The 25,631-nt window shown below is 56.8% G+C and carries 35 protein-coding genes, 1 other RNA gene and 1 pseudogene; 25 read left to right on the top strand and 12 right to left on the bottom strand.

Annotation, left to right across the window (positions count from 1 at the left end; genetic code table 11):
- Positions 1-8: 8 nt before the first annotated feature.
- Together DVK00_RS02925 and DVK00_RS02920 are read right to left on the bottom strand one after the other, a co-directional pair.
- Positions 9-878, bottom strand: a complete 870-nt coding sequence (locus DVK00_RS02925) for a hypothetical protein (RefSeq protein WP_121577234.1) — start codon at positions 876-878, stop codon at positions 9-11.
- The gene (locus DVK00_RS02920) at positions 871-1,194 is read right to left on the bottom strand and encodes a hypothetical protein (protein ID WP_121577233.1); all 324 of its coding nucleotides are present in this window, start codon (positions 1,192-1,194) and stop codon (positions 871-873) included. Before DVK00_RS02920 ends, DVK00_RS02925 begins: the two co-directional genes overlap by 8 nt.
- A gap of 122 nt (positions 1,195-1,316) precedes the next feature.
- On the opposite strand from DVK00_RS02920, the gene DVK00_RS02915 reads away from it, so the two are divergent.
- From DVK00_RS02915 to DVK00_RS02900, 4 genes are all read left to right on the top strand, one after another.
- Positions 1,317-1,877, top strand: a complete 561-nt coding sequence (locus DVK00_RS02915; RefSeq protein WP_121577232.1) for a hypothetical protein — start codon at positions 1,317-1,319, stop codon at positions 1,875-1,877.
- Between the two features lie 3 nt (positions 1,878-1,880).
- Positions 1,881-1,948, top strand: an RNA gene (locus DVK00_RS02910) — hammerhead ribozyme type II.
- A 6-nt stretch (positions 1,949-1,954) separates the two neighbouring features.
- A complete protein-coding gene (locus tag DVK00_RS02905; RefSeq protein WP_121577231.1) occupies positions 1,955-2,341 on the top strand; it encodes a hypothetical protein in 387 nt (128 codons plus the stop codon).
- Between the two features lie 137 nt (positions 2,342-2,478).
- Positions 2,479-2,988: a hypothetical protein gene (locus DVK00_RS02900; RefSeq protein ID WP_121577230.1), complete on the top strand. Its 510-nt coding sequence runs from the start codon at positions 2,479-2,481 to the stop codon at positions 2,986-2,988.
- Positions 2,989-3,552: 564 nt separating this feature from the next.
- Here DVK00_RS02900 and DVK00_RS02890 read toward each other — a convergent pair.
- The gene (locus DVK00_RS02890; protein ID WP_121577228.1) at positions 3,553-3,864 is read right to left on the bottom strand and encodes a hypothetical protein; all 312 of its coding nucleotides are present in this window, start codon (positions 3,862-3,864) and stop codon (positions 3,553-3,555) included.
- Between the two features lie 195 nt (positions 3,865-4,059).
- Between DVK00_RS02890 and DVK00_RS02885 the strand changes: the two genes are divergently transcribed.
- Positions 4,060-7,494 carry a hypothetical protein gene (locus tag DVK00_RS02885; protein WP_121577227.1) on the top strand — a complete coding sequence of 1,145 codons (3,435 nt, stop codon included), beginning with the start codon at positions 4,060-4,062 and terminating at the stop codon, positions 7,492-7,494.
- A 93-nt stretch (positions 7,495-7,587) separates the two neighbouring features.
- On the opposite strand, the gene DVK00_RS02880 is transcribed toward DVK00_RS02885, so the two are convergent.
- Genes DVK00_RS02880 through DVK00_RS21135 form a run of 5 tightly spaced genes read right to left on the bottom strand, consistent with a single transcriptional unit; the run spans position 7,588 to position 10,171 of the window.
- Complete coding sequence (locus DVK00_RS02880) at positions 7,588-8,370, bottom strand: ATP-binding protein (protein WP_121577226.1); 783 nt, start codon at positions 8,368-8,370, stop codon at positions 7,588-7,590.
- Complete coding sequence (locus DVK00_RS02875) at positions 8,371-8,730, bottom strand: hypothetical protein (protein ID WP_158598809.1); 360 nt, start codon at positions 8,728-8,730, stop codon at positions 8,371-8,373. It abuts the gene before it with no gap.
- Positions 8,731-8,759: 29 nt separating this feature from the next.
- The gene (locus tag DVK00_RS02870) at positions 8,760-9,518 is read right to left on the bottom strand and encodes a hypothetical protein (RefSeq protein ID WP_121577224.1); all 759 of its coding nucleotides are present in this window, start codon (positions 9,516-9,518) and stop codon (positions 8,760-8,762) included.
- Positions 9,519-9,524: 6 nt separating this feature from the next.
- On the bottom strand, positions 9,525-9,929 hold the full coding sequence (locus DVK00_RS02865) for a hypothetical protein (protein WP_121577223.1): 405 nt from the start codon (positions 9,927-9,929) through the stop codon (positions 9,525-9,527).
- Complete coding sequence (locus DVK00_RS21135; protein WP_147435866.1) at positions 9,926-10,171, bottom strand: hypothetical protein; 246 nt, start codon at positions 10,169-10,171, stop codon at positions 9,926-9,928. The genes DVK00_RS02865 and DVK00_RS21135 overlap by 4 nt, the downstream gene beginning before the upstream one ends.
- A gap of 474 nt (positions 10,172-10,645) precedes the next feature.
- On the opposite strand from DVK00_RS21135, the gene DVK00_RS02855 reads away from it, so the two are divergent.
- From DVK00_RS02855 to DVK00_RS02790, 15 genes are all read left to right on the top strand, one after another.
- Complete coding sequence (locus DVK00_RS02855) at positions 10,646-10,957, top strand: hypothetical protein (RefSeq protein WP_147435865.1); 312 nt, start codon at positions 10,646-10,648, stop codon at positions 10,955-10,957.
- Between the two features lie 18 nt (positions 10,958-10,975).
- Positions 10,976-11,509: a hypothetical protein gene (locus DVK00_RS02850; protein ID WP_121577220.1), complete on the top strand. Its 534-nt coding sequence runs from the start codon at positions 10,976-10,978 to the stop codon at positions 11,507-11,509.
- A gap of 12 nt (positions 11,510-11,521) precedes the next feature.
- Positions 11,522-12,193, top strand: coding sequence for a hypothetical protein (locus tag DVK00_RS02845; protein ID WP_121577219.1), 672 nt, complete (start codon positions 11,522-11,524; stop codon positions 12,191-12,193).
- 12 nt (positions 12,194-12,205) lie between these two features.
- Positions 12,206-12,328 (top strand): hypothetical protein, encoded by a 123-nt coding sequence (locus tag DVK00_RS22195; protein WP_255410805.1) that lies wholly within the window; start codon positions 12,206-12,208, stop codon positions 12,326-12,328.
- Positions 12,325-12,516, top strand: a complete 192-nt coding sequence (locus DVK00_RS02840; RefSeq protein WP_121577218.1) for a hypothetical protein — start codon at positions 12,325-12,327, stop codon at positions 12,514-12,516. Before DVK00_RS22195 ends, DVK00_RS02840 begins: the two co-directional genes overlap by 4 nt.
- Before the next feature lie 75 nt (positions 12,517-12,591).
- On the top strand, positions 12,592-14,715 hold the full coding sequence (locus DVK00_RS02835) for a hypothetical protein (protein ID WP_147435864.1): 2,124 nt from the start codon (positions 12,592-12,594) through the stop codon (positions 14,713-14,715).
- Entirely contained in the window at positions 14,715-15,182 is a 468-nt protein-coding gene (locus tag DVK00_RS02830; protein ID WP_121577216.1) for a hypothetical protein, read from the top strand. The genes DVK00_RS02835 and DVK00_RS02830 overlap by 1 nt, the downstream gene beginning before the upstream one ends.
- Positions 15,183-15,188: 6 nt before the next feature.
- Entirely contained in the window at positions 15,189-15,638 is a 450-nt protein-coding gene (locus DVK00_RS02825; RefSeq protein ID WP_121577215.1) for a hypothetical protein, read from the top strand.
- Positions 15,639-15,966: 328 nt separating this feature from the next.
- Positions 15,967-16,497: a hypothetical protein gene (locus DVK00_RS21130; RefSeq protein WP_147435863.1), complete on the top strand. Its 531-nt coding sequence runs from the start codon at positions 15,967-15,969 to the stop codon at positions 16,495-16,497.
- Positions 16,498-16,814: 317 nt separating this feature from the next.
- Positions 16,815-18,119, top strand: a complete 1,305-nt coding sequence (locus DVK00_RS02815) for a hypothetical protein (protein WP_121577213.1) — start codon at positions 16,815-16,817, stop codon at positions 18,117-18,119.
- Positions 18,120-18,206: 87 nt separating this feature from the next.
- Positions 18,207-18,530 (top strand): hypothetical protein, encoded by a 324-nt coding sequence (locus tag DVK00_RS02810; protein ID WP_121577212.1) that lies wholly within the window; start codon positions 18,207-18,209, stop codon positions 18,528-18,530.
- The gene (locus tag DVK00_RS02805; RefSeq protein ID WP_121577211.1) at positions 18,520-18,801 is read left to right on the top strand and encodes a hypothetical protein; all 282 of its coding nucleotides are present in this window, start codon (positions 18,520-18,522) and stop codon (positions 18,799-18,801) included. Before DVK00_RS02810 ends, DVK00_RS02805 begins: the two co-directional genes overlap by 11 nt.
- Entirely contained in the window at positions 18,794-19,066 is a 273-nt protein-coding gene (locus tag DVK00_RS02800) for a hypothetical protein (protein WP_121577210.1), read from the top strand. The genes DVK00_RS02805 and DVK00_RS02800 overlap by 8 nt, the downstream gene beginning before the upstream one ends.
- Positions 19,063-19,461 carry a thermonuclease family protein gene (locus DVK00_RS02795; RefSeq protein WP_121577209.1) on the top strand — a complete coding sequence of 133 codons (399 nt, stop codon included), beginning with the start codon at positions 19,063-19,065 and terminating at the stop codon, positions 19,459-19,461. Before DVK00_RS02800 ends, DVK00_RS02795 begins: the two co-directional genes overlap by 4 nt.
- 266 nt (positions 19,462-19,727) lie before the next feature.
- Positions 19,728-20,327, top strand: a complete 600-nt coding sequence (locus DVK00_RS02790; protein WP_121577208.1) for a hypothetical protein — start codon at positions 19,728-19,730, stop codon at positions 20,325-20,327.
- A gap of 2 nt (positions 20,328-20,329) precedes the next feature.
- Here DVK00_RS02790 and DVK00_RS02785 read toward each other — a convergent pair whose 3' ends face one another.
- Both DVK00_RS02785 and DVK00_RS02780 read right to left on the bottom strand, forming a co-directional pair.
- Positions 20,330-20,614 carry a hypothetical protein gene (locus DVK00_RS02785; RefSeq protein ID WP_121577207.1) on the bottom strand — a complete coding sequence of 95 codons (285 nt, stop codon included), beginning with the start codon at positions 20,612-20,614 and terminating at the stop codon, positions 20,330-20,332.
- A 122-nt stretch (positions 20,615-20,736) separates the two neighbouring features.
- Positions 20,737-21,570 (bottom strand): hypothetical protein, encoded by an 834-nt coding sequence (locus DVK00_RS02780; RefSeq protein ID WP_121577206.1) that lies wholly within the window; start codon positions 21,568-21,570, stop codon positions 20,737-20,739.
- 583 nt (positions 21,571-22,153) lie between these two features.
- On the opposite strand from DVK00_RS02780, the gene DVK00_RS02775 reads away from it, so the two are divergent.
- The 5 genes and pseudogenes from DVK00_RS02775 to nth form a co-directional block, all read left to right on the top strand.
- On the top strand, positions 22,154-22,486 hold the full coding sequence (locus DVK00_RS02775; RefSeq protein ID WP_121577205.1) for a hypothetical protein: 333 nt from the start codon (positions 22,154-22,156) through the stop codon (positions 22,484-22,486).
- Positions 22,483-22,677, top strand: coding sequence for a hypothetical protein (locus DVK00_RS02770; RefSeq protein WP_121577204.1), 195 nt, complete (start codon positions 22,483-22,485; stop codon positions 22,675-22,677). The genes DVK00_RS02775 and DVK00_RS02770 overlap by 4 nt, the downstream gene beginning before the upstream one ends.
- 129 nt (positions 22,678-22,806) lie before the next feature.
- A complete protein-coding gene (locus tag DVK00_RS02765) occupies positions 22,807-23,082 on the top strand; it encodes a hypothetical protein (RefSeq protein WP_121577203.1) in 276 nt (91 codons plus the stop codon).
- A complete protein-coding gene (locus DVK00_RS02760; RefSeq protein ID WP_121577202.1) occupies positions 23,079-23,360 on the top strand; it encodes a hypothetical protein in 282 nt (93 codons plus the stop codon). Before DVK00_RS02765 ends, DVK00_RS02760 begins: the two co-directional genes overlap by 4 nt.
- A gap of 47 nt (positions 23,361-23,407) precedes the next feature.
- A pseudogene (nth, locus tag DVK00_RS02755) lies at positions 23,408-23,893 on the top strand (endonuclease III domain-containing protein); the annotation flags it as partial.
- A 189-nt stretch (positions 23,894-24,082) separates the two neighbouring features.
- Here nth and DVK00_RS02750 read toward each other — a convergent pair.
- Both DVK00_RS02750 and DVK00_RS02745 read right to left on the bottom strand, forming a co-directional pair.
- Positions 24,083-25,114, bottom strand: coding sequence for an aldo/keto reductase (locus tag DVK00_RS02750; RefSeq protein ID WP_101350805.1), 1,032 nt, complete (start codon positions 25,112-25,114; stop codon positions 24,083-24,085).
- Between the two features lie 63 nt (positions 25,115-25,177).
- A complete protein-coding gene (locus DVK00_RS02745; RefSeq protein WP_121577201.1) occupies positions 25,178-25,594 on the bottom strand; it encodes a disulfide bond formation protein B in 417 nt (138 codons plus the stop codon).
- Positions 25,595-25,631: the final 37 nt, after the last annotated feature.

The following is a 25,631-nucleotide window of genomic DNA, read 5'->3' as shown; positions in this document are numbered from 1 at the left end:
GTGGCCGACTACTGGTCCGGGTAGACGCCGCCAGAGTCGTAATCGGTTTCGTCCGGGTGAGTCGCTTCACCAGTCACGGAATCGTCACCACGACCGGCCTCGTCGCCATACAGCCCGACATCATCGGCTTGGTCGCAATGCTTCTGGTGGTTCTTTAACTGGCCTTCGTACGCGGTTTCAAAGCCGCATTCACAGTCAAACTCGTCACCGTGGACTTGTTCAACATGACGATCCCGCCAGTCTTCGCCTTCAAACTCTTCATCACAATGCGGGCACGTGATTTCATCCGGGCCGAACAGTTCTTCTGCTGATGGGCCTTCCTCACGGTGGCGTTTCTTCTCTTCCAGTTCGTCGAGAAGTTCGTCTTCGGTTTCCCACGTCACACCTCGAATATCCTCCATTGGTAGGCGCTTGTAATCGCCTGCCACAGACGACATTTCAAGGTGTCCGGGTTCGTGGTCGAACCAGACTTCCACGAGTTCCAACGCCGGGAAGAAGTACGCCGTGCTGATGTATCGCGGTTCCGTGTCTTCGTGCAGTTTGAGCGCACTACGAACGTCACGGTACGGCACGCTATCATGCCGTTCAGGCACTTCTACACACGCTTCTGGTGGGCGTTCGTGAAGGAAGTACGTTGTTTTTGTGTCGCCTTCGGTTCGGGGGTCTAACGCTCGGTATTCGGTTTGGTGTACGCCGTCGACAGGAAGGATAGCCGATACGTCGGGGTCGGCTTCTGCGTATTCGAGTACGTGCTCGGGGGCGTCTGACTCGTTCACGTACATGGCTTCTCGATCCCAGACGCTCGGGAATCTGTGTTCGGTTCCGTCGTGCTGTTCGACGAGTACCTCGGTCGCTGTAATGGTGATTTCTTTACTCATTTGCCTCCGTGTTTGCTTGTTTTGTTTGTTCGGCGATGTCTGACGCCGCGAGAATCTCGGTTTTATGGCCGTCGTCGAACGCTGAAGCGATTCGGAACGAAGTGAGCAGCCGGGCTACGAGCACGTCTTCGAGTTTGGGGTCGTCGGCGGCGATCCGTACGTCCTCTACGAGTTCGTCGAGTCGGTTCTTGAATCGGCTACGAGCCTTCTCTTGGGCGTTCTGGAAGTTCTCCGGCGGGTTTTCCAACTCGTCGGGAGTCTGTGCTTGCAGGAGTTCTCGCTCTCTGTCTGTGAGGAGAGCGCGGTTGCGTCCCATACACGTGGCTACGTGCGCGTGCGTATTAAGTGCTGTCCGTATGTGGGCAGTCCTTCCCGTGTTTGTGCAGTCCTTCCGAAATGCGGGAACCCTTTATTACAATAGGCGTACAACGTAGTAGTATGGCAGACAAAAACGAAGACGCCATGAACGCTAATTCAGGCCGTAGAACGTCTGAAACGGCTGTAAATGACGAAGAACAGACAGCAGAAAACAACCACCAGAACAACACAACAATGCAGAACAACAACACAGCAGCAGCAGAAGCAGAACAGAACATCACAACAAAATCCCCGTTTACGGAGCGTCACGTCCGCAACACCATCACGGTACATAGTGACTGGCAGGTTGAGCAGGTCCTCGACCTTCTCGACGACCTGCAAGAAGAGGCCGCTCACACCATCAACGGATGGCGGTTTGACGACAGGGACGTGCTGGTGACTGACAACGTAATCGTTACGTCTGGCATGGCCCGTTTTGACGGGTTTGTGTGCATAGACGAGTACGACAGCGAGATCGTCACGAACTCTGTCGAAGTCCACGACGAGATGGCCGCGAAGCAGTACGGGTTTGAGCCCAAGGCTGACTGGTACATGGTTACGGCACGACCGGTTGACGGCGGCGGTCGTTTTGAGGATTACATCGCTGACAGCGTCTCCGAGTTCCACGTCGTTGAAAAATAGAATAGTCGAAACAAGCCTCACAAGGCTTGTCGCGTGGAAATAGTCGCCCACGCCTGAAGAGACAGACTAAGCAAAACATGAACGCAAACAACGCAACCATGGACGAAGAACAGCCAACAGAAGAAACAGTCGCCGAAGACCTCGGTGACGCCGTAGAAACCGAGAACAAGTGCGACGACGTAGTGGGTCAACTTGTCGCCGAGAAGGCTACACCAGAAATCACAGTAGACACACCGTACGACCATATCTGGGCGGAAATCTACGTGCTCGAAGACTTCGGCGTTGTGACGCAATTCATCGACGATTCCAGTCACGGCGATTGGATTGAGACGCACTCGGGTCACGTTGAAGACGTGTTTGACGACATCGCGTTCTTGCTCGCAGACGACGAAGCCTACACGCTTCGCGGTGCTGGTGGAACGTTCGACGAACTCTGCAAGGAGATCGACCGTCAGAGCGAGTAAGAATAGTCGAAACAAGCCTTAGCGGGCTTGTTGTCCGGGAAATGAACCGTTCCGGGCCTGATGATGACAGGTTCAACACAAGCAGAAAAGGAGGTGAGCAAGACACCCATCAAAAAAGTAAAACAAAACTAAAAACAATGATTTCCCACGAAATCCGGCAGACAGTAGACGCGCAAGAACTTATCGTTCGCACAACAGACTACCTTGGAGACGGCAACACGTACGTTTTCGACGCGGTTCACGACCTTGAGAACACGTTCCTTTGGAACGACTCGGCCACTCACTCTGTCCGCTCATATCTCAACGAGCAGGACGGCATTGAGATGGTCAACCCCGACGCCGTAAGCGAGTTCCACTACGCCCCTGAGAACGTTCATCTTCCGTTGGTCGAACTTCCAACCGGCCACTTCCAGAGCGCCCCAGAGAACCGTGTAAGCAGGATTCACACGCACAGACAAATCGAGTCCTTCCTTGAGGGCCGCGCTGAAAAAGACCTCTTCGCGGACTTCGACTCGCTTGAAGCGTTCAACTACCTTCCAGAGAAGCGGAAACTGTGGGTTGAGGTTCGAGTTCCAATGAACGAAGACGGCCACCAGTTACAGACTCTCAAGCGGTACTGCGTCGATTGCGCTCTCGACGACGAGTAAACCCCCGCTGTTCCCCTATTTTAATAGTATTTTCAACCGGTGAGCTTCGGCCATGTTCAACGTGGCCAAGCCCTATTGTGCCCACGGTTCAACCCTTAAATGTAGTTTTCACGGTAGAGAAGCGATTCTGACCCTGAAAACCGGGTTTAAGGGGTCGGATTCGTGGCCGAGAATTAGCGCCGAGGCTGGTAGTGGTCTAACACGAGCGCCAACCCCACCACGAATAGCAATACAATAGTAAACAATCCAACGAGCATTTGGATGTTTGCCCAGCAGTTAATCGGTGTCATGCCCGGGCACACGAATAACGGAGTCATTGGTTCTTCCGGTGTGAGACCGCCATGTAAACTTCTGCGTCTGTGGCGTGTAACGCGGCGTCTAAGGCACGTAAGGCCGCAACGGGCTTGGGTGTCCACCGACCGCGCTCGTACACGTACACGGGCCAGCCAACACGGTACAGTTTGACTGCGAAGCGAATGATGAGGAATACTATTGCTAATACTATTACAGGGGTCAGTAGTTTGACGGCCATGGCCGCGTACGCGCTTGGTGGCAGGGGGGCGCTCATGGCTCTTCAACTTCTGGTTCTCGCCAGTCTACTGTTCCGATGTCCTCGGTGTGCTTTGGTGCGGGCCATGCATCGTAAATCGCGGTTTCTACGTCAGAGATCGACTCTGCGCCCTGAAGTTTCTCAATCGAATAGAGAACGATGTAGTTGGGGCTGGTGACTTTGATTTTCTCGTGCTCACCGTCACCTTCACCAATCCTGTACGCTACTGTGAGGCGTTCTGTGGCGCGTGAGACGCCAGTAACGGCGACGATGTATGCGGTTCGTTCCTCGGCGTCAAGGTGTTCTATGTCTTCTTCTGGTAGCATGTGTGTGTTGCTACCTATTTCAATAGTAAAACGGCAGTCACGTTCGCGGTGAGCAGCCACCTATTTCGTATTCATTTGGGTGGATTCCGGGGGTAGAGACGATTCTGAACCTGAGAACACGGAATTAATAGTATTGGCTGCTCCGATAGTGAAATTCGGCGTTTAAGCCGTTCTGTAGGTAAGATTCAGGCAAGAATGAGTAATCAGATTGCGAACCCGTTTGTCGGGGATTGGGACGTGACTCTCTCCGACGATGATGAAATTGTCATTGAGAGTGAGAAGGGAAATAAACACTTCGTGAGCATTGTCCGGGGGGAACACCCGGGAAAGCCGGACTTCGACACGGACCTTGTGGCGTCTCAATCACCGAAAACATCGAACCGAGCAAGTGGAAGTGCCACCATTGGAAAAGGAGACCTGCTCTGGTCACGACGGTATACACATAGTGGCGCTAACTACAAAGATGATTACGTCGTTTACCGGGGAGACGGAGAGTTCGAGGACATTTCAGAAGAGGAAGCGTATGAGAAGGCGGCTGAAATGGAGTCGATTTACGACCCTACACGAGAGGTTTCTGAGGGTGTAGCAGAAACACAGAAATACATTTCTAAGGCGTTCAGAGCCGTCAAAGAAGGGGATACTATCCGGGTTGCTGCCGAAGATAAAGAATACGAAGCTGAGTTTGAGGTTGAACAAGTTGAAGACCTTGGGAGCGAGTGGAATGGTCACGATCTCAGTCGGGCGATCTCAGTCGAACAAGATTTTTACTTGGTGCAGAAAACCGGGAAGGGTCATACCGACCTCAAACTGATTCGTCGAGTGGACGATGATTCGACTGATGAGAGCGGTGAGTTCTCGGCGTTGCAGTCTATTGCACGTGACCCGTGGAAAACTCACGGGTACGTGACTGAGTTACGGATTACGGACGCTGTTCCTGCATCTGGCCACTTGCTCGTGTATGAGGGTGACGGTTATGACGCGGTTCGTGAGAAAGCTGAAAATCACTTGTTCCTCGGCGATTCAGAGAAGTATACGCTGATTGATTCGCCGTATGAATCGAAGGACCCGATTAAAGATGCTGACAACGAGGAGTACGGTCAGAAGTGGACCGGGGATAACTGGCGTATTTCAACTGAGTATGCTCACGAGTTCATTGAGGAGTTGTCTTCCGACGACCGGATCGGTTCGGTGAGTGTTGAGCGAGGTGTGCTTGAGGTTGGGGGTGATGTGAGTCTTCCCGAGGTCGTCAGAGAAGTTTCTTCCGGTGGGAGTGAGTGGCGTGAGGAGTTCACAGAGCGGTTTGTAGAGGCAGTTGAAGAGTATTCGATTCCTGAGGACTATGAACACTATGAACGCGATGATAACGTGATCCGTCACGTGTGGGAGTCTCTTGATGAGAGTCTTGACGTTGGCCAGACGTTGAAACGTAAGTTCGCTGATGCAGTTCATGACGTTGAAGATGATGATCTGTTGTACGGTAAAGAGCCTGAGGAAGCGTTTGAGGAGTATATGCTTGGAAACTTCAATCGTGACGAGATTGAGGTGGTTTTGCGCGGGTTTGAACTGCTGGTCTACGGGGACCCTGAACCCGACACTACGGCCCCTGACCGCCTTACTCTCGATGGTTGGAGTTACCGGGTAACTGAGGACGGCGCTCACTCGTGGAAGCGTGACGAGCCGACACCGGGATACCCCGAATCGGTCGGAACAGGAATCATTGTTGAGCCGGTAGGTGACGAGTTCATTGTTGACGTGTACCCGTTCGACGAGGATGGTGACCCGGTTGAAGGAGGGTTCGTGTCGGCGGGTGCGGTGACATGGAACACGTACGGAACCCGAACAAAAGCGCAAGACAATGCGGTAGAACTCGCCCGTAAAATCCGTGACGGTGAAATAGAGACGGTGAACCCGGACGAGATCGCCGAAAACACCGACCCCGAAGAAGACGATGAGGAGGGGGCAGATGTAGAGACGGTGGCCGGGTATGAGGTTGCCCCGGACCCGGAACTCCCGGCAGGAGAGACGGTTACGCTCATGACCGCCCAAGAGGATGTTAACAGTCTTGGCCAGTACGATGGCGCGTATGAGATCGAGGCTGATGTCTCTGAATCCGGGAAAACCGTATCTGTTGAGTGGAGTGAAGAGTCGTACCGGATTGATACGGACGACCTTCGAGATGGGCCGGTGAGTAGGCGGTGGAAACTGGCAAGCGGGACTGGTTCCGGAGCGTTGAGCGCCGAATACCGGGGTGTCAAATTCTTCGTTCCAGCCACAGCGGAAGAGTCGGACCCGGACCCTGAACCGGAGCCGGTTGGGTCGGACGTGTACCTGTATGGTGACGAGGACGCCCCTGAACCCGACGACACCGCCGAGTTGGAGGACCCGGGCACACAGTTCGAAGCGTTCCAGAACGTGCCCGAGTACGACCCCGTAGACCCTGTACCCGTTACATCTGAGCGCATCATGGTCGCGGTCAACAACGCCCGGGACACCGTGTATTCAACGGTGAGCGACGACCTCACGACCCCCATCAAACTCACTGAGGCCGGTGGTGACGGCACGCTGAACATGCCGGATGCTTCGACCGCTCGCATGGTTGAGAACTCGCACAAGGTGGTTAATTCGGAGATTGGCACGGAAAGCGGTGACGCGCTTGAGTGGCTTGTTGACGCGGTTGAGAACGGGCGTTCGGTCGAGGACGCAGTTGACGTTGCGGGGACGTGGATTAGCCAGCAGGACCGTCCTGACGCGGTTGACACGGCCAGCACGACCGACACCGACGACGATTCCGAGGATGAGGAGCAGTCGGACTTGTCGGCGCTCACAAGTCTTTCTGGGATTGGTGAGGCGACCGCTGAAACGTTCCGGGATGAGTACGGGGCGACGACACCGGACGAACTCGCAGACGTGTGGGAGGACGCTCAAGAGGAGATTATGCCGATGCACCGCTCAAGTGTCGCGGACAGTATCGGTGTGCGTGATGAGGACCCTACTACGGGTTCAGACACGGACGACGAGGAGGTGCAAGAAACCACAGACAACGACGACACAGACAACGAGACAATGAACTTTATCGACGATAGAACAGCAGACGAAATCGAAGACGCACAGACACAAGAAGAAGACGACGAAGACGAGGAAGAAGGCGGGTTCGGCACACCTCCCGGCGCTGAACAGTCGAACCTCAACGCCTTTTCGATTGAGGAGTCCGGCATCATTCCCGGTGACGGTGGCGACGAGTACGTTCAACCGGAGTGGGGGACTGATGGCCGTATCGAGATTCCGGACGAGGAACTAATCGATGGGCAGGACGGCGGCACGCTCGGGAAAAATTTCCGGGGGTACACGAACGCGATGAGGGAGTTGCAGGACGCGATGGAGACGATGCAGGAGGAGTGGGACCACGCTCAGTCGGCGGCAAAGTCGATTAACTCGATCCGCGACGACCACGGGCAAGCGATGTGGCACTTCGTCCGGCTGGAGCAGTTCCATCGCGAGATGGGGGACATGCTTGAGGCGATGCACGGGGATTGTCACGAGTGCCATCATCTGCCGTACGGGTTCGATCCCGAGGACGAGGATGAGACTCTCGGCGGGTTCGTTGACCGTATCGTGGGCGACCTCGACTAACCCGGTTTCTGCGTCGGAAAATATTCGGGTGAACCCCGAGGGTTGGAGCTGATTATTACTAATTCAAAAGTAAAAACAAACCCGTAGTAGGGCTTACTCTGAGTCTTCGAGCAATCCGTCGAGAACCTCGTTCGCGATCCCGTCATCACCGGCCATGTGTGGATGGTGTCGAGTGAGTGTGTTCGTATCGATACAAGCGTACGCACCGCTGTCCATCGACTCAAACATGAACCGGCGTTTCCCGAGACTGTCCAACCCACTCGCATCTTCAGCAGGGAAGTCGTCCGGGTTCGCGGGATTGACCGGATACGATACCGAGTTCTGAATCTTTCCCATGTCCCGGTCTTTGACCTCGAAGCAAGCGAGGTAATCGGCTTGCGTGAGTACGGTCTTGTCAATCAGTTGCGGGCGCTGCGTCGCAAACAGCCACTCAACAATCTGTTTTCGTGACCCGGTTGCCAGTCGATTGAGTCGGTCGTCTAATTTGCCTTCACGCGCTACCTGATGCGCTTCGTCAACAGAAAAGAAAATGCCGGTGTCGTCGTCGGTATTCTCTCCTATCTTCATCGCTACGTCCGCTAACCGGCTTGTAAGTTCTGTGAGTTCTTCCTCGTTCAACCCTTCAGGAACAACACGAATGTATCGGTGTTCTTTAAGCACCGTTTTGAGTGAGGTGCGGAAAGTGTCCGAGTTGAACATGTCTTCATCAACGTATAGTGTCGTGTAGAGGCCTCCCTCGACGCTTAACCCGATCTCTTCATCTTCCAGATCGACGTGGATAGCGTACGTAAAATCGCGAGCGACGCGCTCGATGAGCCACCCACACCACCACGACTTACCGGTTCCAGCGCGACCGAAACACAAGACTCGCGCCATTTAGTCATCACCCGATCCCTCCGTTGGGTCGTACGGGGTAGCGTTGTACGCGCTAATCGCGTACTCTTCCTTAGCCGCTTCCAACCGCTCAAACTCTTCTTTAGCCATGAGTTCTCGCATCACCCGATTCCGACGGTCCTGCATCTCGTTCGCCTTCTTAATCAACAGCGCAGGGTTCTGCTGAACCATCTTAACGAGAATCTCGGCAGCCTTTTCCTCGGTCACTTGTGACGCTGGAACGTCAACGTCGACGGCGTCTCCGAGTGCTCTCATGTCCATTGCTTGTAAGTTGAGAATATCGGCGATAGCAGCCGCGATACCGCTTTCTACGAGCATTTTTTCTACGTCGTTACCTCCCATATGCATCATTTGCTTCATCATTCGTTCTTTCATTCAGAATCACCGTTGTTAGCGTCTGTGTCGTTCGTATTCGTCGCGTTCTTCGCTTTCTGCATCACGGACTGCAACCCGTCTTCGTGGTCGATGTCAGGGCGCAGGTACACGGTCGCGGCCAGCATCACAACCATGCTCCCAGCGAACGCGTACGCCGGGTCAATCGGTTCCTCGCTATCTGTGAGAATGTATTCATCAGCGAAGCGAGCGCCGCTGTCGCCGAAATTCGAGATGCGAGCCACTCGTTGAAGCTCGCTACTCATCGTCTCCATTTCCTCTTGTGTCACGTCCGGGTTCGACTCCATGCCGAACGTGGCGATTCCCACGAACGACCGCTCAATAATGAGGCCGAGTTCGCTGTCCGGTTCCGTGTCCTGCAGGAAGCCTTCAAGGCCTCCAAGGTCGGGGCCGTCAGTAGAATCGTCTGTGTCGTCTTCTGCTTGTTCTGAGTCACCGCTGGCGGCGTCGTCCACGTCGTCGAACCAGTCACCGGCAGGGTCTTCCTTGTCTTCTTCCTCCTCGTCGGTGTCAGAGGTGTCAGTGTCAGTCGAACCGCTCAAATCAGCGGTTTGAACGCCTACCGTCCCGTCTTCGATGTCTTCCTCGCTCACGTCGATGTCGGGGCCGTCGCCGAAAATCTCGTTCAGGTCGGTTTCTTCTTCCTCGGGTTCTTCTGGTTCTGGTTCCGCTTGTGGTTCCTCCTGTTCGTCGTTGCCGTCTTCTTCTTGTTGGACGGCTACAGGTCCTTTGCTCATGCTTTACTAGTCGTCTTTGGGGTGGGGTTGTTGGCCGTGGATAGCGTCGGCGACGGCTTCGTCGAAGTCCCCGGGATTGTCGTACTCGTTGGCGGGTTTGACGCCGCTGTCTTCGAGTTCTTCGTCGGTGGACGCTTCCACGAGTGTGCCGTCGTCGGTTGTTGTGGCCGTGTCTTCGGTGGCCCTACTACGGGCTTGTTCCCGGGTGTTCGACCACAAGAAATACGCGAGGACGAGAAGGGTCACGCCGACCGCAACCATCATCATCTGTTTTTTCGACGGCGAAAATGAGAACCCACCCAGCAGGCCGCTCTCGTCTCCGCCCTCTCCGGTGTCCGGGGAACTCCCCGTATCAGGGTCGAACTGTGCTTCAGAACCGGCTTCGTTGGCCGCGACAACTTTCTTACTCATTGCCACTCAAGCTCGCCCTCGCACTCGGGGCATTCGTCTGGTTCACCGCTCAGAACGCCGTCACACCCGGTGTACGGGCATGGGAACGTTTCGGCGGGTGTTGGTTCAGCAGTCGATTCATCGGGTTCAGAGACGGCTTCAGTTGGGTCGTCGTCATAGTCGTCGAGAGGGACAGGATCGTTGGCGTTCACGGGCAGGACGAGTTGCTTCTGGGATTGCTCCCACTCAGTCCGTGACGCCATGTTGATGTGTTTGTTGCAATCGGCGCAAATCCGGCGGTACGGGTTCCCTCTACCGGGTTCGTCCTTGATTGATTTTACGACCTTGTCACCTCCGCTACAATAAGGGCATGTCATGTTGTTCGAGTATTGGTATCTGTTCAGGTGCTCATCATCCAGCATATCCACGAGAGCGGCCCGCTCTGTCACGTTCTCACCTCTCTGCCGCTCTAATTGCCGCTGGTGTGAGACGAGAATCGTGTAAAGTTCGGACCCCACGTAGACCTGATACTGAGACACGCTGCTACTACCAAAACGTCAGAACTGTATTAATAAAGTATTTCGCCCTATTTACCCGGCAGCCCCTCTCAAACCCTTGTTAATGGCTAATTCCGCATTAATCGAGCCTGAAACTCCAAAATACACCTATATATCTCTACTGGTAACGGTGAAATTCGCCGCTTAAGGCAGAACAAGCCATACCAGTCGGGTGTAGCAATGCTAGATTACGAAGACGCAACGCAAACATTGACATCAGCCAGCTTTCACAAGTCCGCAGGGTTTGTGCTCGCTGGCGCGGCCTTCACGTACGGCGGTCGTGAGGTCCTGCAAGGTTTCATCCCAGAACTCGGGATTCCGTTCGAAGAGACGGTTCACACGGTTCTGGTCGCAGCAATCATGCTCGTCCTTCTCCCGGACAAGTATGCGCGACCCATGGCCCTCGGGTCCATGGTCGTCGCATTCGGCGAGGTCGCGGAAGAGGCCGGAGTATATGACATGATTCCGGTCGTTCAGAGTCCTACGGCCTAAAATTTGGTGATATAAATTATGACTGAAATCGTTAACACAGCCGAGGAACAGATTGAACTGACTGACGATCTCCCGTTCTGCGAGTCTGCGGACGTTGCAGCCGGGTCACAAGGAGTCGCGTACGACTTCACGATCCCGAAGGGCTACGTCCTCACGATTCGCCGAGGAACCGCTGTCGCGCCCGCTCTCGTGGACGCGAACGGTGACGAACTCGACGACGCTTCGACCGTAAAGGTCCAGAAAGCAGACCGGCAGTCGAACGCTCTCGGTGGCCAGATCGCTTTCCGCGAGGCCATGAGCGCGTTCGACTACAGCGAGATGCGCTCGGAACCCGACAAGATGCGTGTCACCACGCAGACGCTTGTCGCGGACGAGCAACAGCACGTTCACGTGTATGTCGACGTGCCGTCCGGCGCTTCTGACCTCGACGTGAGCACGTCGAACCTTGTTATCGGGGACAACACGAGTCCGGTCGCTCCTGCGGTCCGACTGAAGAAGAAGAACGACCTCCCCGCCGACGTGCGTCAGCAGGTCGAGCAGAACAGCCAATAAGGTGATTCAAGAATGACTACAATTAACACTATTCTGACGCAGACCGGCGACACAGCCGACGTATCACTCACTCAGAACGCTTCCGGCGCGGAGTCTGAAGCGGCTGTTTGGACGGTTCCCGAGCGACACGACAATATTGCGTATCGCGGCGACCAGCACCAGATTCGCGGGCGCTTCCGAGCGAAAGAAACGTTCGCTGGCGCTGGAGCTGCAACGCTCTCACTTTCGACTGACATCCAAGCCATCGCTGGCGAAGAAGCCATTGAGGACCAGCCGTACCCGGTCGCTGTCGCTGTTGACACGACTGCCGGTAGCGAGGTCGCTATCGAGTCCGTCGATTACGCGGCCAACGAAGTAACCATCGCGTCCGCCGATTTCACCGGCGGAAACGACTACGCCGTGTACCCAGTCATCGTTGATGGGACGTTCAAAGTTGAAGGACGGAGCCAGTTCGACGACCGTGAAGGGACACTTACCGACTTCGGTGTAGGGCTTCGGAACTTTGCGGACGTTGACCAGCAGTCGAAGCGGAACGCTGTACGTCTGAACGGCGCGATTTCGGCAGGTCCGAACGAGAAAATCGCGTTCCTTGTCGAGTCCGACGCGCAGGTCGTGTGGGACGACGCCGACTACCCGGGCGCGTACGCTTCCACTATCGAACTTGAGTGTACGGTAACGTACTAACTGGTGGTTCCAATGGCTGGAATCCTCAATTTACCGGAAGGCGTTGATGAGATTCTGGCCGCCTTGCTCACGTTGTCGGCGCTCGTTAATGTTTATGAGTTCTTGAAGCGCGTTCAAGCGGGTGATTTCGCATGAGCGTGGAACAAGACATCATGGACGCTTACGGGGCGTCGGCGCAACAGCAGGCGGCACAGCAACAGCAACAGCAGTCGAGTGGCGGCTTCAACGCTGATGCCGTTATCAGCATGGAAAAAGGAGACATTGAGTTTTGGCTCCTTGTCGTGCAGACGGCTGCCCTCGTCTACATCGCGTACAATCTGTAACTCATGGAGTGGCGCTCAATCTCGTATGCTGGAACGGATAACGAAGAGTCGGATAGTGACGAGTCTGATGCTGACATGGCTGATTTTACGCAGTTGGCTTCAGAGATTGAGGCCGAAGAAGAAACCCGTAGTAGGGATTCAGACACCACTCAAGCCGAGTTCACACAAGCCGCTGAAGACGCCGAGAGCGCCGAATCCAGCGAAGACACACAAGACTTCCTCGATTCGTACAACACCCGTCTACAAGTCGATAACGCGACTGAAGACGACGCAAACGAGAACACGGACGAAGGCATAGCCGACTACGCATTCGGTTCCGTTGACGAGACCGTTTCCCGGCAATTCGACGACGAAGAAGGCGGGGGTGTCGTTGACGGTGCAAAAGACGTGACCGGCATTACTGACTTCCAACAGTCAGAAACCTACGCGAACCTGCAAGAGCAGTACGATCCGAACGCTGGACTCTTCGGAGCCGGTGTGACGGACGCAGACAACCTTGACGCAGGTTTTCGCGCTGTGGCCGACCTCACACTCGACAACTCTAACTTTAGCGTTCAAGACGGTCTCAGAGAAGCCGCTAAAACGCCGACAGAGTTCATCGAAGGCGACGAGATTAGCGACGAAGAATTCGCACAGCGGATCGCTGAAGGCAGCGGTGAGATCGGGGACGCAATCAACTCAACAATCAACGACGGGGGAGCGGCTGACGGGGCCGAGAAATTCTTGTTCGAAGCCATTGTCGCCGACCCCGCTAAAACCTTGTTCAAGGCCGGTACAGGTGTCGATATTGACGACCCTGAAAGCGGGACCGAAGCAACACTCGGGCCTGTTGAAGCTGGATTGACCGCGTTCGACGTAGCCACGCTCGGCGTTGGCGGGACAGCCGCGAGCCTCACAGACGAAATCGCCCAATCGGGTAGCGCCGCCCTCAAAGGCGCAGGAAACGCAAATATGGGACTTTTAAGCGCATCAGACGACCTATTAGGTGCTGGTGGTCGCTACCTCGACGAGTTTAGTGGGGGTAGCGACGACATTGCCAAGGTATCGGACGATTTCACCGGGGGCAGCGGCTCGCTCGCGGACGAAATCGAAGCAACAACCAAAGAATTCGAGAACGCGTTCACCGGTGTCACCGACGACCTCGGTGGCGGCACAGACGAGTTCGGACCCACGCTGGACGACATTACCAGCACCGGGGACGAGTTCACAAGTGTTCTCGACGACTCCAACACGTTCGTAGACGACCTTTCACAGTCCACGGACGAACTCCAACAGTCTGTTGACGACCTCACCGGAACCATCGACGATTTCGGTGGTCTCACAGACGAGGGCGCGACCGTGTCTGATGATACGGGCGGATTCTTCGACGACCTCGGAACCGGTGGCACGCTCGCCCTCGGTGGCGGCGGACTGGCAGCCGGGGGGCTACTCGGAGCAACCGCGTTGAACGAGTTCACCGGCGGAAACGGTGGCGGTAGTGGTGGCGGTGACGGGTCCGGTTCTGGCGGCTCCGACGACGGAGGCGCTGGCGGTCCCGGCACACCTACCGATGAATGGAGTCCATGGCAGACCGTCACCTCGGCCAAACGCTGGAGTATCAAAGCCCAGCAAAACCGTAACGGGAACGTACACTTCCGCGTTCACGACGCCGCTGAACACCTTCAGAAGAGCGGGGCAGTCGTCTCGAAGCAGGTTATCCTGTCTAGCGAAAACGCTGTTCGAACCGCTCTCGAAAATTGGGCTGAAGCCCAGAAAGAGGCACAGAAAGAAGACAAGGACGCAACCGGTGGCTGGTCCGAATGGCAGAAGGTACAAGACCTGCCTCAAGGATGGCGTGTGCTCGCCCGTCAACACTCCGAAAACAGCGAAAAACAGTTCGTTATCGTTGGGAAGGTGGGCGGCGATCTCGCGTTCATCAACGCCGACGGGGAAGTGGTCCGGGAACGGTACACGTTCGACAGCACAGAAGCCGTCGTAGAAGCGTTCCGAGCCTACCTTGAAAAACGGAAAACGGCTCCTGAAGGCCAGAAACCCCCTGCATCGAGTGGTCGACCGTCGGCCTCACAGATGCAGAAACAAACCGGGAAAGCCGATAAGAAAGACTCTGGCGGGTTCATGAGCGGGAAGAACGCTCGCATGGCCGCCGGAGCCGCAATCATCGGAGTCGCCGCCTATCTCTACTACGAGGGTGGTCTCTAATGGTGGGCGCTGGACTCGTGGACGACCTCGCAACCGCGCTTGGAAAATCCACGGACGACGCCGCCCGAATCATCGACGATATCGGAGAGTCTCGGGCTCGTCAACTGGCCGACGCCGGGGACGGGTTCACCGACTCACTCAAAACCGCCGGGAAGTACGGGCTTCTCGGCGGGGCTGGTCTCGGCATTTACGACCTTGGGAGCGGGTACTTGGACGCTGAGCAGGCCGCTTCAGAAGCGAGTGAGGCTGCGGACGAGTCGCAGACGATTAGCGACATTCTGTCCTCAGAGTTCCTCACAGCCGACCAGAAGCGAGAACTGGTCGACAAGGCGTTGGATGCACAGAAAGCAAACAACTCTGGCAGCGGGTCGGACAACGGCTTAAATGCGACGCTGGACAAGGCAACGATGCTGATTATCGGCATCGTCCTTCTCGCCGTCTTCCTTCAGTTCGGAGGAGGTGACTAACCAAACATGAGTCTCCAAATCACAGATAACGACGACGAAGCCATTCGCCTATTACGAGCAATCGCTCAAGGCGTGGCTACAGACGCACAGACACCCGACGAGGTAGTCGTGAACCGAACGCAGAACATCAGCACGAGTAGACCGTCCGATGAGAACACGGCGGACTACTTCTCGAATGGCCCGAACCCGATTCGGGTCGAGTCAAAAGAAGAGTTCACCCGCCTCCCTCTCGGACTGCTCGCGGCACAAGTGTCGATTAGAACGGACGACGATCTTGTCGTTGCGTTTGCGACACCCGAGGACGAGGGGAACCACTTGCTCGTTCGAACTCAAGACTCGCCGTTCGGGATGGGTAGCGGCGAGACACCACTCAACACCGCGTTTGTGTGGTTGAAGAAAGCACCCACAGCGTCGGACACCAGCGACGCTACGGTTTATCTGGTGGCTCAAGAGTAACATCATGACATTCGACAATAACATTACAGCAACATTCGGAGAATCGCTCGCAGACGTTCGAGACAAGGTTAGTAGCATGACGAACTGGTCGCTCAAGAACGACTCTACCGCTGGGGCCACAGCCCTCACTAACGGGGACTCGTTCTGCCTCACCACACCAACCGGCGAAGACGTACGCTGGAGTGTGAACAATGACGGTGGGGTGGTGATTGAGTACGGTCCTGACTACGATGTGGCCAACACTACATGGAACGACCAGTACGCCAACGATCCCAGCCAATACCGTGGTTGGGCACCTCGAACAGATACTAATTACGCGAGTATTCAGTTGACCTCGACAGGAAATTACTGGCTGTATTACAGCGACGCTGAAGGATTCGTATACTACTTCGAACGTGAAGAGGGCGACGGTGCAGACGGGGACATGGCCCTCGGTATGGCCGAACTCAACAAAATCTGGAACTACGACAACGCAGCCAACCGAGAAGGCGATTACGCGATGCTTCTCAGCGGACTCCAGAACGTAGGAGATCGATACACCAACGTGAGAACGTACTGGAACTTCGTGTCAGCAAGTAATGACGACGTGGCTCAGACCACTATCACAGCGTCCGGTCAAGTAAATCCCGACGCGAACTACAGTAACTACCCGTACTTCACACCGAACGTCGTCGGCTCGTCACAGTATCAGAACGACGCCGGGCACGACGCGTTCATCGGCACACACGACCTGTGGATTCAGGACGACTCCGACTCGACGAGCGCACATCTCGACACCGTGCAGGACTCTGGTGGAACCAACGTGTACACCATCCTCAAAGCACACAGTATCGCCGACGACTTCGGCATGAAAATGTGACGCTCTCGGTCTAATTTCGTATCATGGTAGCATATACAGAAGCGAAAACCACGACTACAGCCACAGACGGGAGCAAACCCGCGAACTCGTTTACTCGTAGTTTGACGGGTCTGAGCGTCATTTCTGGCGATAAACCGGTCCTGAACCGACAGACAACCACAGACGTGTCTCTCGGAACCGTTTCGGGTGGGAAACCGGTCCTTGCCCGTGAGGCTTCAACGAGCACGCTCTCAACCGTTTCGGGTGGGAAACCGGTCCTGTCTCGACCAACGGCTCACACGAGCATCAACCCGGACGCCGGGATCGTTATCCCCTCGATGTTCGACCAAGTCCGGGTGCGTGTCGTCGACACCGAGAACAGACCGCTCGCGGCTGCTGACTGGGTAATCCCTGAAGGGCTCGGTATCCCGGCGCGAGTTAACAGCGACGGCATCGCGCAACTCTACTTGCTTAGTAAGGGGTACAACGAGTTCTTTGTCGTCACGAAAGAGGTCGTGCAAGGAGACGCCGAACTGACGTGGTACTCGTCCATTGACGAGCAGGAAACCATCGCGCCAATGTCTAGTGACACCGGCAAAGTTGTCATTGACGCTGAAACGCCGTCCGGAGGCGGATACAACGCTTCAACAGGCGGCATTAGCATGGGCGGGTCACCCTTCCGCTCCCCAAAACAAGCCACGAAAATCATCGCCGCAGGAGCGGTCGAGCCTATGCCATGGCGAGGCAAACAAGACTGGGATAACGCGATTTCTTCCACCGGTCTCGGCCATCCTGATAGCGACCTCACCGTCTCGCAAGAGCAGACAGACGTGGTGGAGTCCTTTGAGGACGGAGTTGAGATGTGGTCCGGGGGGTCGTTCAACCGAGCCACAGACCGCGCTTACACCGGTGACGCATCGCTCAAAGTCGAAAACGGAACACCGTCTATGTCGTGGGAAGGCGGTCCGAAACCCGACACTATCGAGTGGTACTGGCAAGAAAGCAGTAGCGGCTCGTATGGTGGTGGTGTTCGCTTCAAGAACTCTAACGGTCAGTACGAACTCGGAAACGCTACGAACAATCCCGAGTGGATGTTGAGCGACGGGGATAACCTCACACAAATCTACAACGGTGACGGTTACAATCGATGGGTGAGGACCACACTCACATTCAACTGGCAGAACGGTCAGTACGACGTAGAAATGGAGGACATGACGAGTGGCCACGTCGAGACTCGTGCCGACCAACCGTTGAAAAACGGGGTTGACATTGACACGGTTGAAGTGTGGGAATACAGCGGCGGCTGGACGACAGGCGGCGCTATCAATATGTGGTTTGACGACCTGACGTATCAGTCACTCTCGCAGAACGGCACGCTCGTCACGCAGACCAAGTCGTTCAACGGCGAGTACCAACCCGATCTCGTGGCTGACGTGGAACTGAACGGTGGATCGGTGGATGTGACCGTCGTCGGCACTCCCGACGTAGCAGCGAACGAGAAAGCCACGGTATCACTAGAACAGGGCGAGTCGGAATACTACGTAGACCACTTCTACTATCACACGGATTTCCGACTCGAAATAAGCATTGAACGCGCCGCAGACGGCTCAACGCCCGTAATTCATTCACTCAAACTCGTATGATTCATGAATCTGATAACACGCATAGCACTACAATCAACTGGAGGAACGCTTGACTCGTTCATTTCTCACCCACTCGTCGCTGCGACTTTGGCCGGTCTTGTACTGGCTATCGTCGGCTTCACGAGCGGTGTAGCACTCAGCACGTATCGGAGCGCAGAATCGAACAGCGACGCCCTATTCGGTACGGAAACAAGCACGGGTGCGCTTGAACAGTTCGACCGTATCGAAGACAAGATCGACCAGCAAGGGGAGAAGCTGGACGAGCAAAGCACTCGCATCGACCGCACAGAAGCCCTCGCCGAGTATATCGCGGACGAAGCCAACGGCAAGCGCATCCGTCGCGAGGCAGCGGGTGACCTCGTGTTCGACGACATAGACGACCATGAAACAGGTGGTGATGATGAAGAGTAACGTCGCCCCACAGAGAATCGCTCTCCAACCCGAGACACGGGCCGAGAAACGCTTTCTCGCGTTCCACAAGGCAATGGTCTCCTCGTGGGCAGACGAGCACATGGAGTACCTCACAGCCTTCTGGACGTTCGACATCGAAGAGTACCCGGACCTCAACCACGAGGCCGCTAACCAGCCGTCTCAACCCGGGGGGCAGGCCTTAGTAATCGACTCGCAGGGCACGGGCGTCGAGATTGACACGCTTCTCCGAGCAGGTGGAGGTGATGAGTGAAGACGACCCTACTACGGGTTCTTCCGACCCGGACGACAACGTAACCAACACCACCGCCACCAGATGGGACTACACAAACGACCTCCTCGCGTTCATCCTCATCCTCGGCTCCGGAATCATTCTCGGACTCGACGCCATCGGACACGCAACCGTACCCGAGTACGTATGGGGCGCATGGGTCGCCGCCCTGTTCATCGGCGCCGCATGGGCGTTCGGAAGCAAAGCCGTCGAATCCTACCGGAAACTCCGGGGTGGTGGCGGATGAGGACGTTCGACGAGTACCGGGAATACCCGGCCCGAGTCGTGGACGTGATTGATGGCGACACACTCGACATCGAGGTCGATGTCGGGTTCAACATGACCCGCACAATCCGGCTCCGACTCAAAGGAATCGACACCGCTGAAATGTACGGGGTCAAAAAAGACTCAGACGAGTACGAAGCCGGGCACGAACACATGGACTACGCCATCTCATGGATTGGCGCAGAAACCCACTCACACGGTGGCGAATGGCCGTTCATCGCGAGAACGTACAAAACTGGGAAGTACGGCAGGTACATCGGCGACCTATACAGTCGAGAACACCCCGCAGAGTCGCTCGTGGCTGTATTGGTGAATCAGTTCCCAGAGATCGGCGAAAGCTGGTCAGAAAGTGAGTAACGTAAGGATGGCGACCCGGAAATGAGAGATTGACCCAAGACGCCGAACAGACAAGCGCGACGTTGCCGATGATGCCAAACGATGGTTATCGTGTCCGGGTCGCACTTGATTCGTAGACGAGGTTCCCGTATAAGGTTCAGCGCGGCAGCCACCGGACACAACCCGTAGTAGGCCCAGTTCCATTATCGGAAAACGTGCCGTACAACGCTTATACTTCCACTCTGCACGGAATACGTTTTTTAGCTTGTAGTCAACTCCTCAACACAATGGCAGACATAACCGCCGACGATTACGACTACAACCGCGACAGGCAGATAGTCACCGCTCCCGACGAGTTTGACCCCGATGAAAACAACCCATGGGCAGGCATCGAACGAGCGGTCGCTCTCCATATCTGGCACTCGGCTAGCCACCCCCCGAACGGGGACGTGAGACTTGCTGAACTCACCGTTGACCCCGACCACCCCTTATGTATGCTTCCAAAATACCCGTCCGTCAACATACTTGGCGAAATCCGAACCTGTCTTGTCCGAGATGCAAACGCGAACCGTGGTCGCTTCAATTTCCGTCGAGAACAGCATGAGCGACTGCTTGACCGGTCCGAGCACCTTGACGAGAACCAGCAAGACCGCTACATTTTTGCGGTGTACGAGCCGCTCACACAGCAGTCGTGGCGGATTGTTGACCTCGCCACTATGACGGCCCCAGAAGTACACGATCTCCGAGAGACGTGGACATGGACGGACCGCAGACGCTACCAGATAGCTAGTATCTCGTGGAGCAAGATACCCGACCTCGATCCCGTCGCTATCGAGTCGGAGTACCGGGGCTACTGGTCAGAGCTTCGAGAAGAAACAGAGGGGTGATTCTACCGTCCCGTGTACGAGTAGTAGTCGAACTCGCTCGTGGGGAGGTATCGCTTCGCTTGAACCGGGAGATCGTATAGACCGGGAGACACCTCGTACAAGACGTTGTGCTCGGTCATTCGCTTCATCCGGCGCCGAATATATTGCTGTGACTTCTCCACGGAGAGCGCGATGATGGCCGCGTTAGCGTGCCCACACTCGTAGATGTGGTGAATGATACTCTGGTCGGTGCTGTTGAGGTCGATGTCAATCCAGTCAAGGATGTCTTCTTCGGGAGGTTTCCCCATACACGTTCGTCCGCCCCGGGTACTTAAACGACAGTCGCGGAGAACAATGAATGCCACACAACCGGTTCAGCACAATGCACTAATTGAGGTTCGATTAGCACAACTCAATGAACGAAACGTGTTCAGCGGAACCGGCTGAACAACCCGTCCTGCTCGAACTCCTTTTGCGAACGCTCGTCACGGAACTGCCCCTCCATCACATCCATCACGCGACCCATGTCTGCCTCCGTGTGCTCATCCTTCGACCACTCCGTCCAACTGTCCAGCCGCGACTGATGCCGCTCTACGTCCTTCTCAAGCCCTTCTACATCCTCCTGCACAGTCTTCAACTCCTTCCCGAGCTTCGACTTGCCCCGAAAAAGTTTGTCAATCTGCGACTCGTGACGGTCGAGTGCCTCTCCGTGGTCTTGACGGGCTGAATCCAACCGGTTCAACTCTTCTTCAATCCGAGACATCCGCTTCTCCAATCCGTCCACGTCGTCGCGTACACCGGCCAACTCGTCCTGTGCATCGGCCACCTTTTCCGGCAGGTCCTCGTTCTCGAATGCCTGTAACTCAGTCTGTACCTCGCTCAGTTTCTGCTCAACCGACCTCACACGGTCCACCACAGGCTCGCTCTCCCCCGGCAGAACGTCACCGTACTGCTCGATAATGGATTCACCGAGACGGTCAACATCAACCACACGAGGCGGCTCACGGCCCTCCACAGTCGGGTGCTCGTCCAGTTGCCACGTCCGAGCAATCCCTCGGTCTTGAAGCCGATCCATGCGCCGACGCACCGTCTTCGACGACGGACGATCATTCCAGTAGTCGGCCCCGTACTGCCGCACATCACCCGTTTCTACCGGGGTGTCGTCGGCCACCGCGAGAGCGCCAACAACCATTTGCTCGTAGTAATCCAATTCAATCTTGTCACCCCCGTTCACGGTGAGAGTGATGTTTGACTTATCAGCCATCCTTACTTTTCCTACTGGCTCACTAGGTAAATAACTGGCCCGAGAGTGTGGGCAGAGGACCGGACAGAACCCGGTCTCAAAGGGCGGCGTCAATAATACTCTACCCAACCCCCGAGTAATGGATGGGAGTGAGTATAGCGCAGAAAGGAACACCTCTGAATCATCGAAGAAACAACACTAACAGGTCACCGTAGAACCACCCAAGATTACCCCGAATAGCGGAGGCCCCCACAGGGGACCTCCTCAAGAAGAATAAATACAGCAGAGAAAACAGCAACAGCAACAGCGCCGGAACCATACCGCACACCATGGGTCAGGCCAGCGTCGACAGGCCCAACACCCACAGTATCACTCTGGAGGGGAACACCCCCTTCATAGCGAACACCGACACCCCCGATTACCATCAGAAAGCCCAGTATTAAGTAATGTCCACGAGACACCGTAATCAGCGGCATTGCGCCGCACACCCTACAAGTTCATCCCGGGGATCATTACCCCGGACCCTACTACTACCCCGGAGAGCGAGGGCTGCCACGAGTAGAGGGCAGACCCACTTACATACCCAGCGGAAACCCCGCCCTGTATGACACAGAGAGAAACAGAAGACCCCGAAAGTATCGCAGACAACCTTGAAACACTCCAGAGCGTCGACTTCCTAACCGCCGACGAACTCAAACAAGTCACAGACGTATACCATCTCAAACAAGGGAACCCCGAGTTGGAACCCGCCGAAGTACTGGCCGAGCACTCGGGTCTGACGCCGGAGTTCTTCAGCGGTGGCGTGCTCCGCGAGACGACGTTCGAGAAAGTCATGTTCGAAGCCGCCGGGTACGACCTCGGAACCACGGAAGACGCCGATACGGGCGGTGTCACGGCCCGCGAACACACCCCGCAGACGCAACTCGACACACGATGATACCGGTCGATCTCAGCGATAACGAGCACGTCGAACAGGACGAAGCCCATCTCATTCGCGTGGAGACGTGGAACGGAACAACCGAGTACCGGTTCGACGAGGGAGTGACGTTCAAACCGGACGCGGACCTCGCAGACGGTCGCGCCCGGTTGAATACGGCGAAGCGGGCCGCCATCGAACGGGTCGAGTAACGCCGTCTGTTTGGTAAGAACTCCGAGAACCTGTTGCGGCTGTTTTGACACCGACACCAACCCGTAGTAGGGCCACTACCGATACCCTCGGAACTAAACCCCGAGTAGCCGAAAATTTGGTGGTACTGAATGACTGACTCCATACGAGCCGTACTGGAAGCGGCTCAACCCGGCGACGTACTACACTTCGAAATCGACGGATTGCCCGACAAAGAGTTGGTAGTAACCGATGTGACCGTCAAAGAGAAGGGCTACACCGTCTCCTTTGATGACAGCGTTATCAATACCCTGTCAACGGTCTGGATGGCCAGCTTCGACGCTCAACCGACCGAAATCACCCGTGAAATCAAGCTTCAAAACGGCGGCGCAGAACGATTTACGATAACGGACATCACCCCACAATGACGAACGACGAACCCATCCGACTGGCCGAGTTGAGCGAAGGAGATCGAGCGCACGTCTACATCGACAGCAGCCCTCTCAGACTCATCACGGAAAACGCGCAATACAACGGGCAGGACGGCGACATAGACTACTTCAGCGTCGATAACTACCGAATCGAACTCGAACTCGTGGAAGAAGTCACGGAGGTCGGCCATTTACTCGGCCACGTTCACGACGAGGACGGTCAACAGGTCATTGAGGGCGGCGAAGTCGTTGAGGTGTGGAAGACTGGGAAGTAGGCCTATTACGGGTTCATCCCACTGATTTATAGAAATGTTATACACGCGCCTTTCTTTTCAACCAGAAGTCCGAGCGCATCGTCGCCCTCGCCCAGCGTATCTGCGAGGAGTACGGCGGCGAGGACGGCTTCGACGAGTTCGTCAGGGAGGGCGACCCCGAGACGGTACGGTCGGCGCTGCTGGACATGAACGGCGTCGGCCCGAAGACCGCCGACTGCGTTCTGCTGTTCGCCGGCGGCCGCGGCGGCGTGTTTCCCGTCGACACGCACGTCCACCGCATCGCCCGCCGGATGGGGCTGGCCCCGGCCGACGCCGACCACGAGACCGTCCGCGAGTACCTGGAGCGGGACGTGCCCGCCGAGAAGTGCGGCTTTGGCCACACCGCGATGATTCAGTTCGGCCGGGAGTACTGTAGCGCCCGCAAGCCCGCCTGTCTGGACGACCCCGACGCCTGCCCGCTGGCGGGCCACTGCGACCAGGTCGGCGTGTATCCGGCTTCCGGCGAGGTCGTCGACCCCGCTGAAGTAGAGTGATTTAGCCACCCGGCTACGGGTGGGACTGAAAGGGGCCGCGCTATCGGCGAACCCCGACGAAGCAAGCACTGGAACGAGCGTAGCGAGTGAAGCGCGCAGCGAGTCGCGGAAGCCCGATAGCGCGGGGGCTTTCTGGCCGTTAGAAGGGACGATCTAAGAGAACCGGACTGAGAATACACTCCCTAGCAGTTACTCGCGGTGGCCCCAGCGCTCGCCGTCCTCGGCGTAGCGGGCGCTCACGATGCGGTTGAACTGCTCGTCGGACAGCGAGATGTCGGTCGCGCCGACGTTCTCGTCGAGCTGGTCGGCGGTGCGAGCGCCGACGATGGGGACGCAGGTGATGTCCGGCTGTTCGATGAGCCAGCGGAGCGCGACCTGGGCGGGCGTGGCGTCGAGTTCGTCCGCGACCGCACGGAGTTCATCGAGGACGTGCCAGCCACGCTCCGAGAGGTAAAAGTCCTCGAAGCGGTCGGACAGCGAGCCGCGAGCGCCCTCCGGCCCCTCGAAGGCCGTCGGGTCGTCGTCGTCAGTGCGCTCGTACTTGCCGGTGAGGAAGCCACCGGCCAGTGGCGAGTACGGGCAGACCGCGATGTCCTGGTCGGCGCACACGTCGAGGTAGTCTTTCACGTCGTCGCGGTAGCCGGCGTGAAAGAGCGGCTGTGTCACCTCGAAGCGCTCGTAGTCCTCGACGTCGCTCTTCCAGAGGGCCTTGGTCAGTTGCCAGGCGGCCATCGTCGACGCGCCGAGGTGGTGGACCTTGCCCGAGCGAACGAGGTCGTCGAGGGTCGACAGCGTCTCCTCGATGTCGCTGTGCTCGTCCCAGCGGTGGATGTAATAGAGGTCCAGATAGTCCGTGTCGAGGCGGTCAAGCGTGCCCTGTATCTGGGCGCGGATGTGCTTGCGACCGAGGCCGGAGTCGTTGGGGCCGGGCTCGCCGCGGCCGTCGAAGGGGAAGTACACCTTCGACGCGATGACGAAGTCCTCCCGGTCGTAGTCCTCGAGCCACTCCCCGATGTACTCCTCGCTGGTCCCGTTGGGGTTGCCGTAGACGTTGGCGGTGTCGATGAAGTTGATGCCCCGCTCCCAGGCCGCGTCCAGCAGGTCGTGGGCCTGCTCGCGGTCGGTCTCGACCACGCCGCCGGTCTCCCGCCCGAAGCGCCAGGTGCCGAAACACAGCTGTGAAACCGTCGTCCCGGTCGAACCGAGTCTGGTGTACTCCATATCGGGGCCACGTCGGGCGACCCGAAAAAGGGGCGCGGTCCCGGCGAGGGCCGTCCGGTACTCCTACGACCGCACGGACGCCGCGACGACCAGGCCGGTCACCAGCAGAAACGCCGTCAGCGCGAGGTTCGGCACGGTCAGGCCGACCACCCGGTACTGTATCTGGGCGCAGCTAACCGCCCCGAGGCCGCAGGTCGTCTGGCTCACCTGCAGCCAGGAGTGGAAGGCCGCGACGGCGGCCCCCGGCACCGCGAGCGGCAGCGCCGTCCGGACGACGCCGGGGCGGTTCTCGACGGCGGCGACGCCGAGGACGACCACCAGCGGGTACATCAGGATCCGCTGGTACCAGCAGAGCCGGCAGGGCGTCAGTCCCAGTCCCAGCGAGAGATAGAGGCTGCCGGCCGTCGCGACGGCAGCGACGGCTGTCGCCGCGGCCAGCAGGAGCCGAGGTCGGTCGAAGGCGGAGCGCGGGTCGGCCACAGCAAAGCCGGCGGCGGCCGCCGAAAAAAGCGTTCCG

Source organism: Haloarcula sp. Atlit-47R, assembly GCF_003665985.1.
In the GTDB taxonomy this organism is placed as follows: domain Archaea; phylum Halobacteriota; class Halobacteria; order Halobacteriales; family Haloarculaceae; genus Haloarcula; species Haloarcula taiwanensis.
This window is presented reverse-complemented; position numbering and strand designations above follow the sequence as displayed.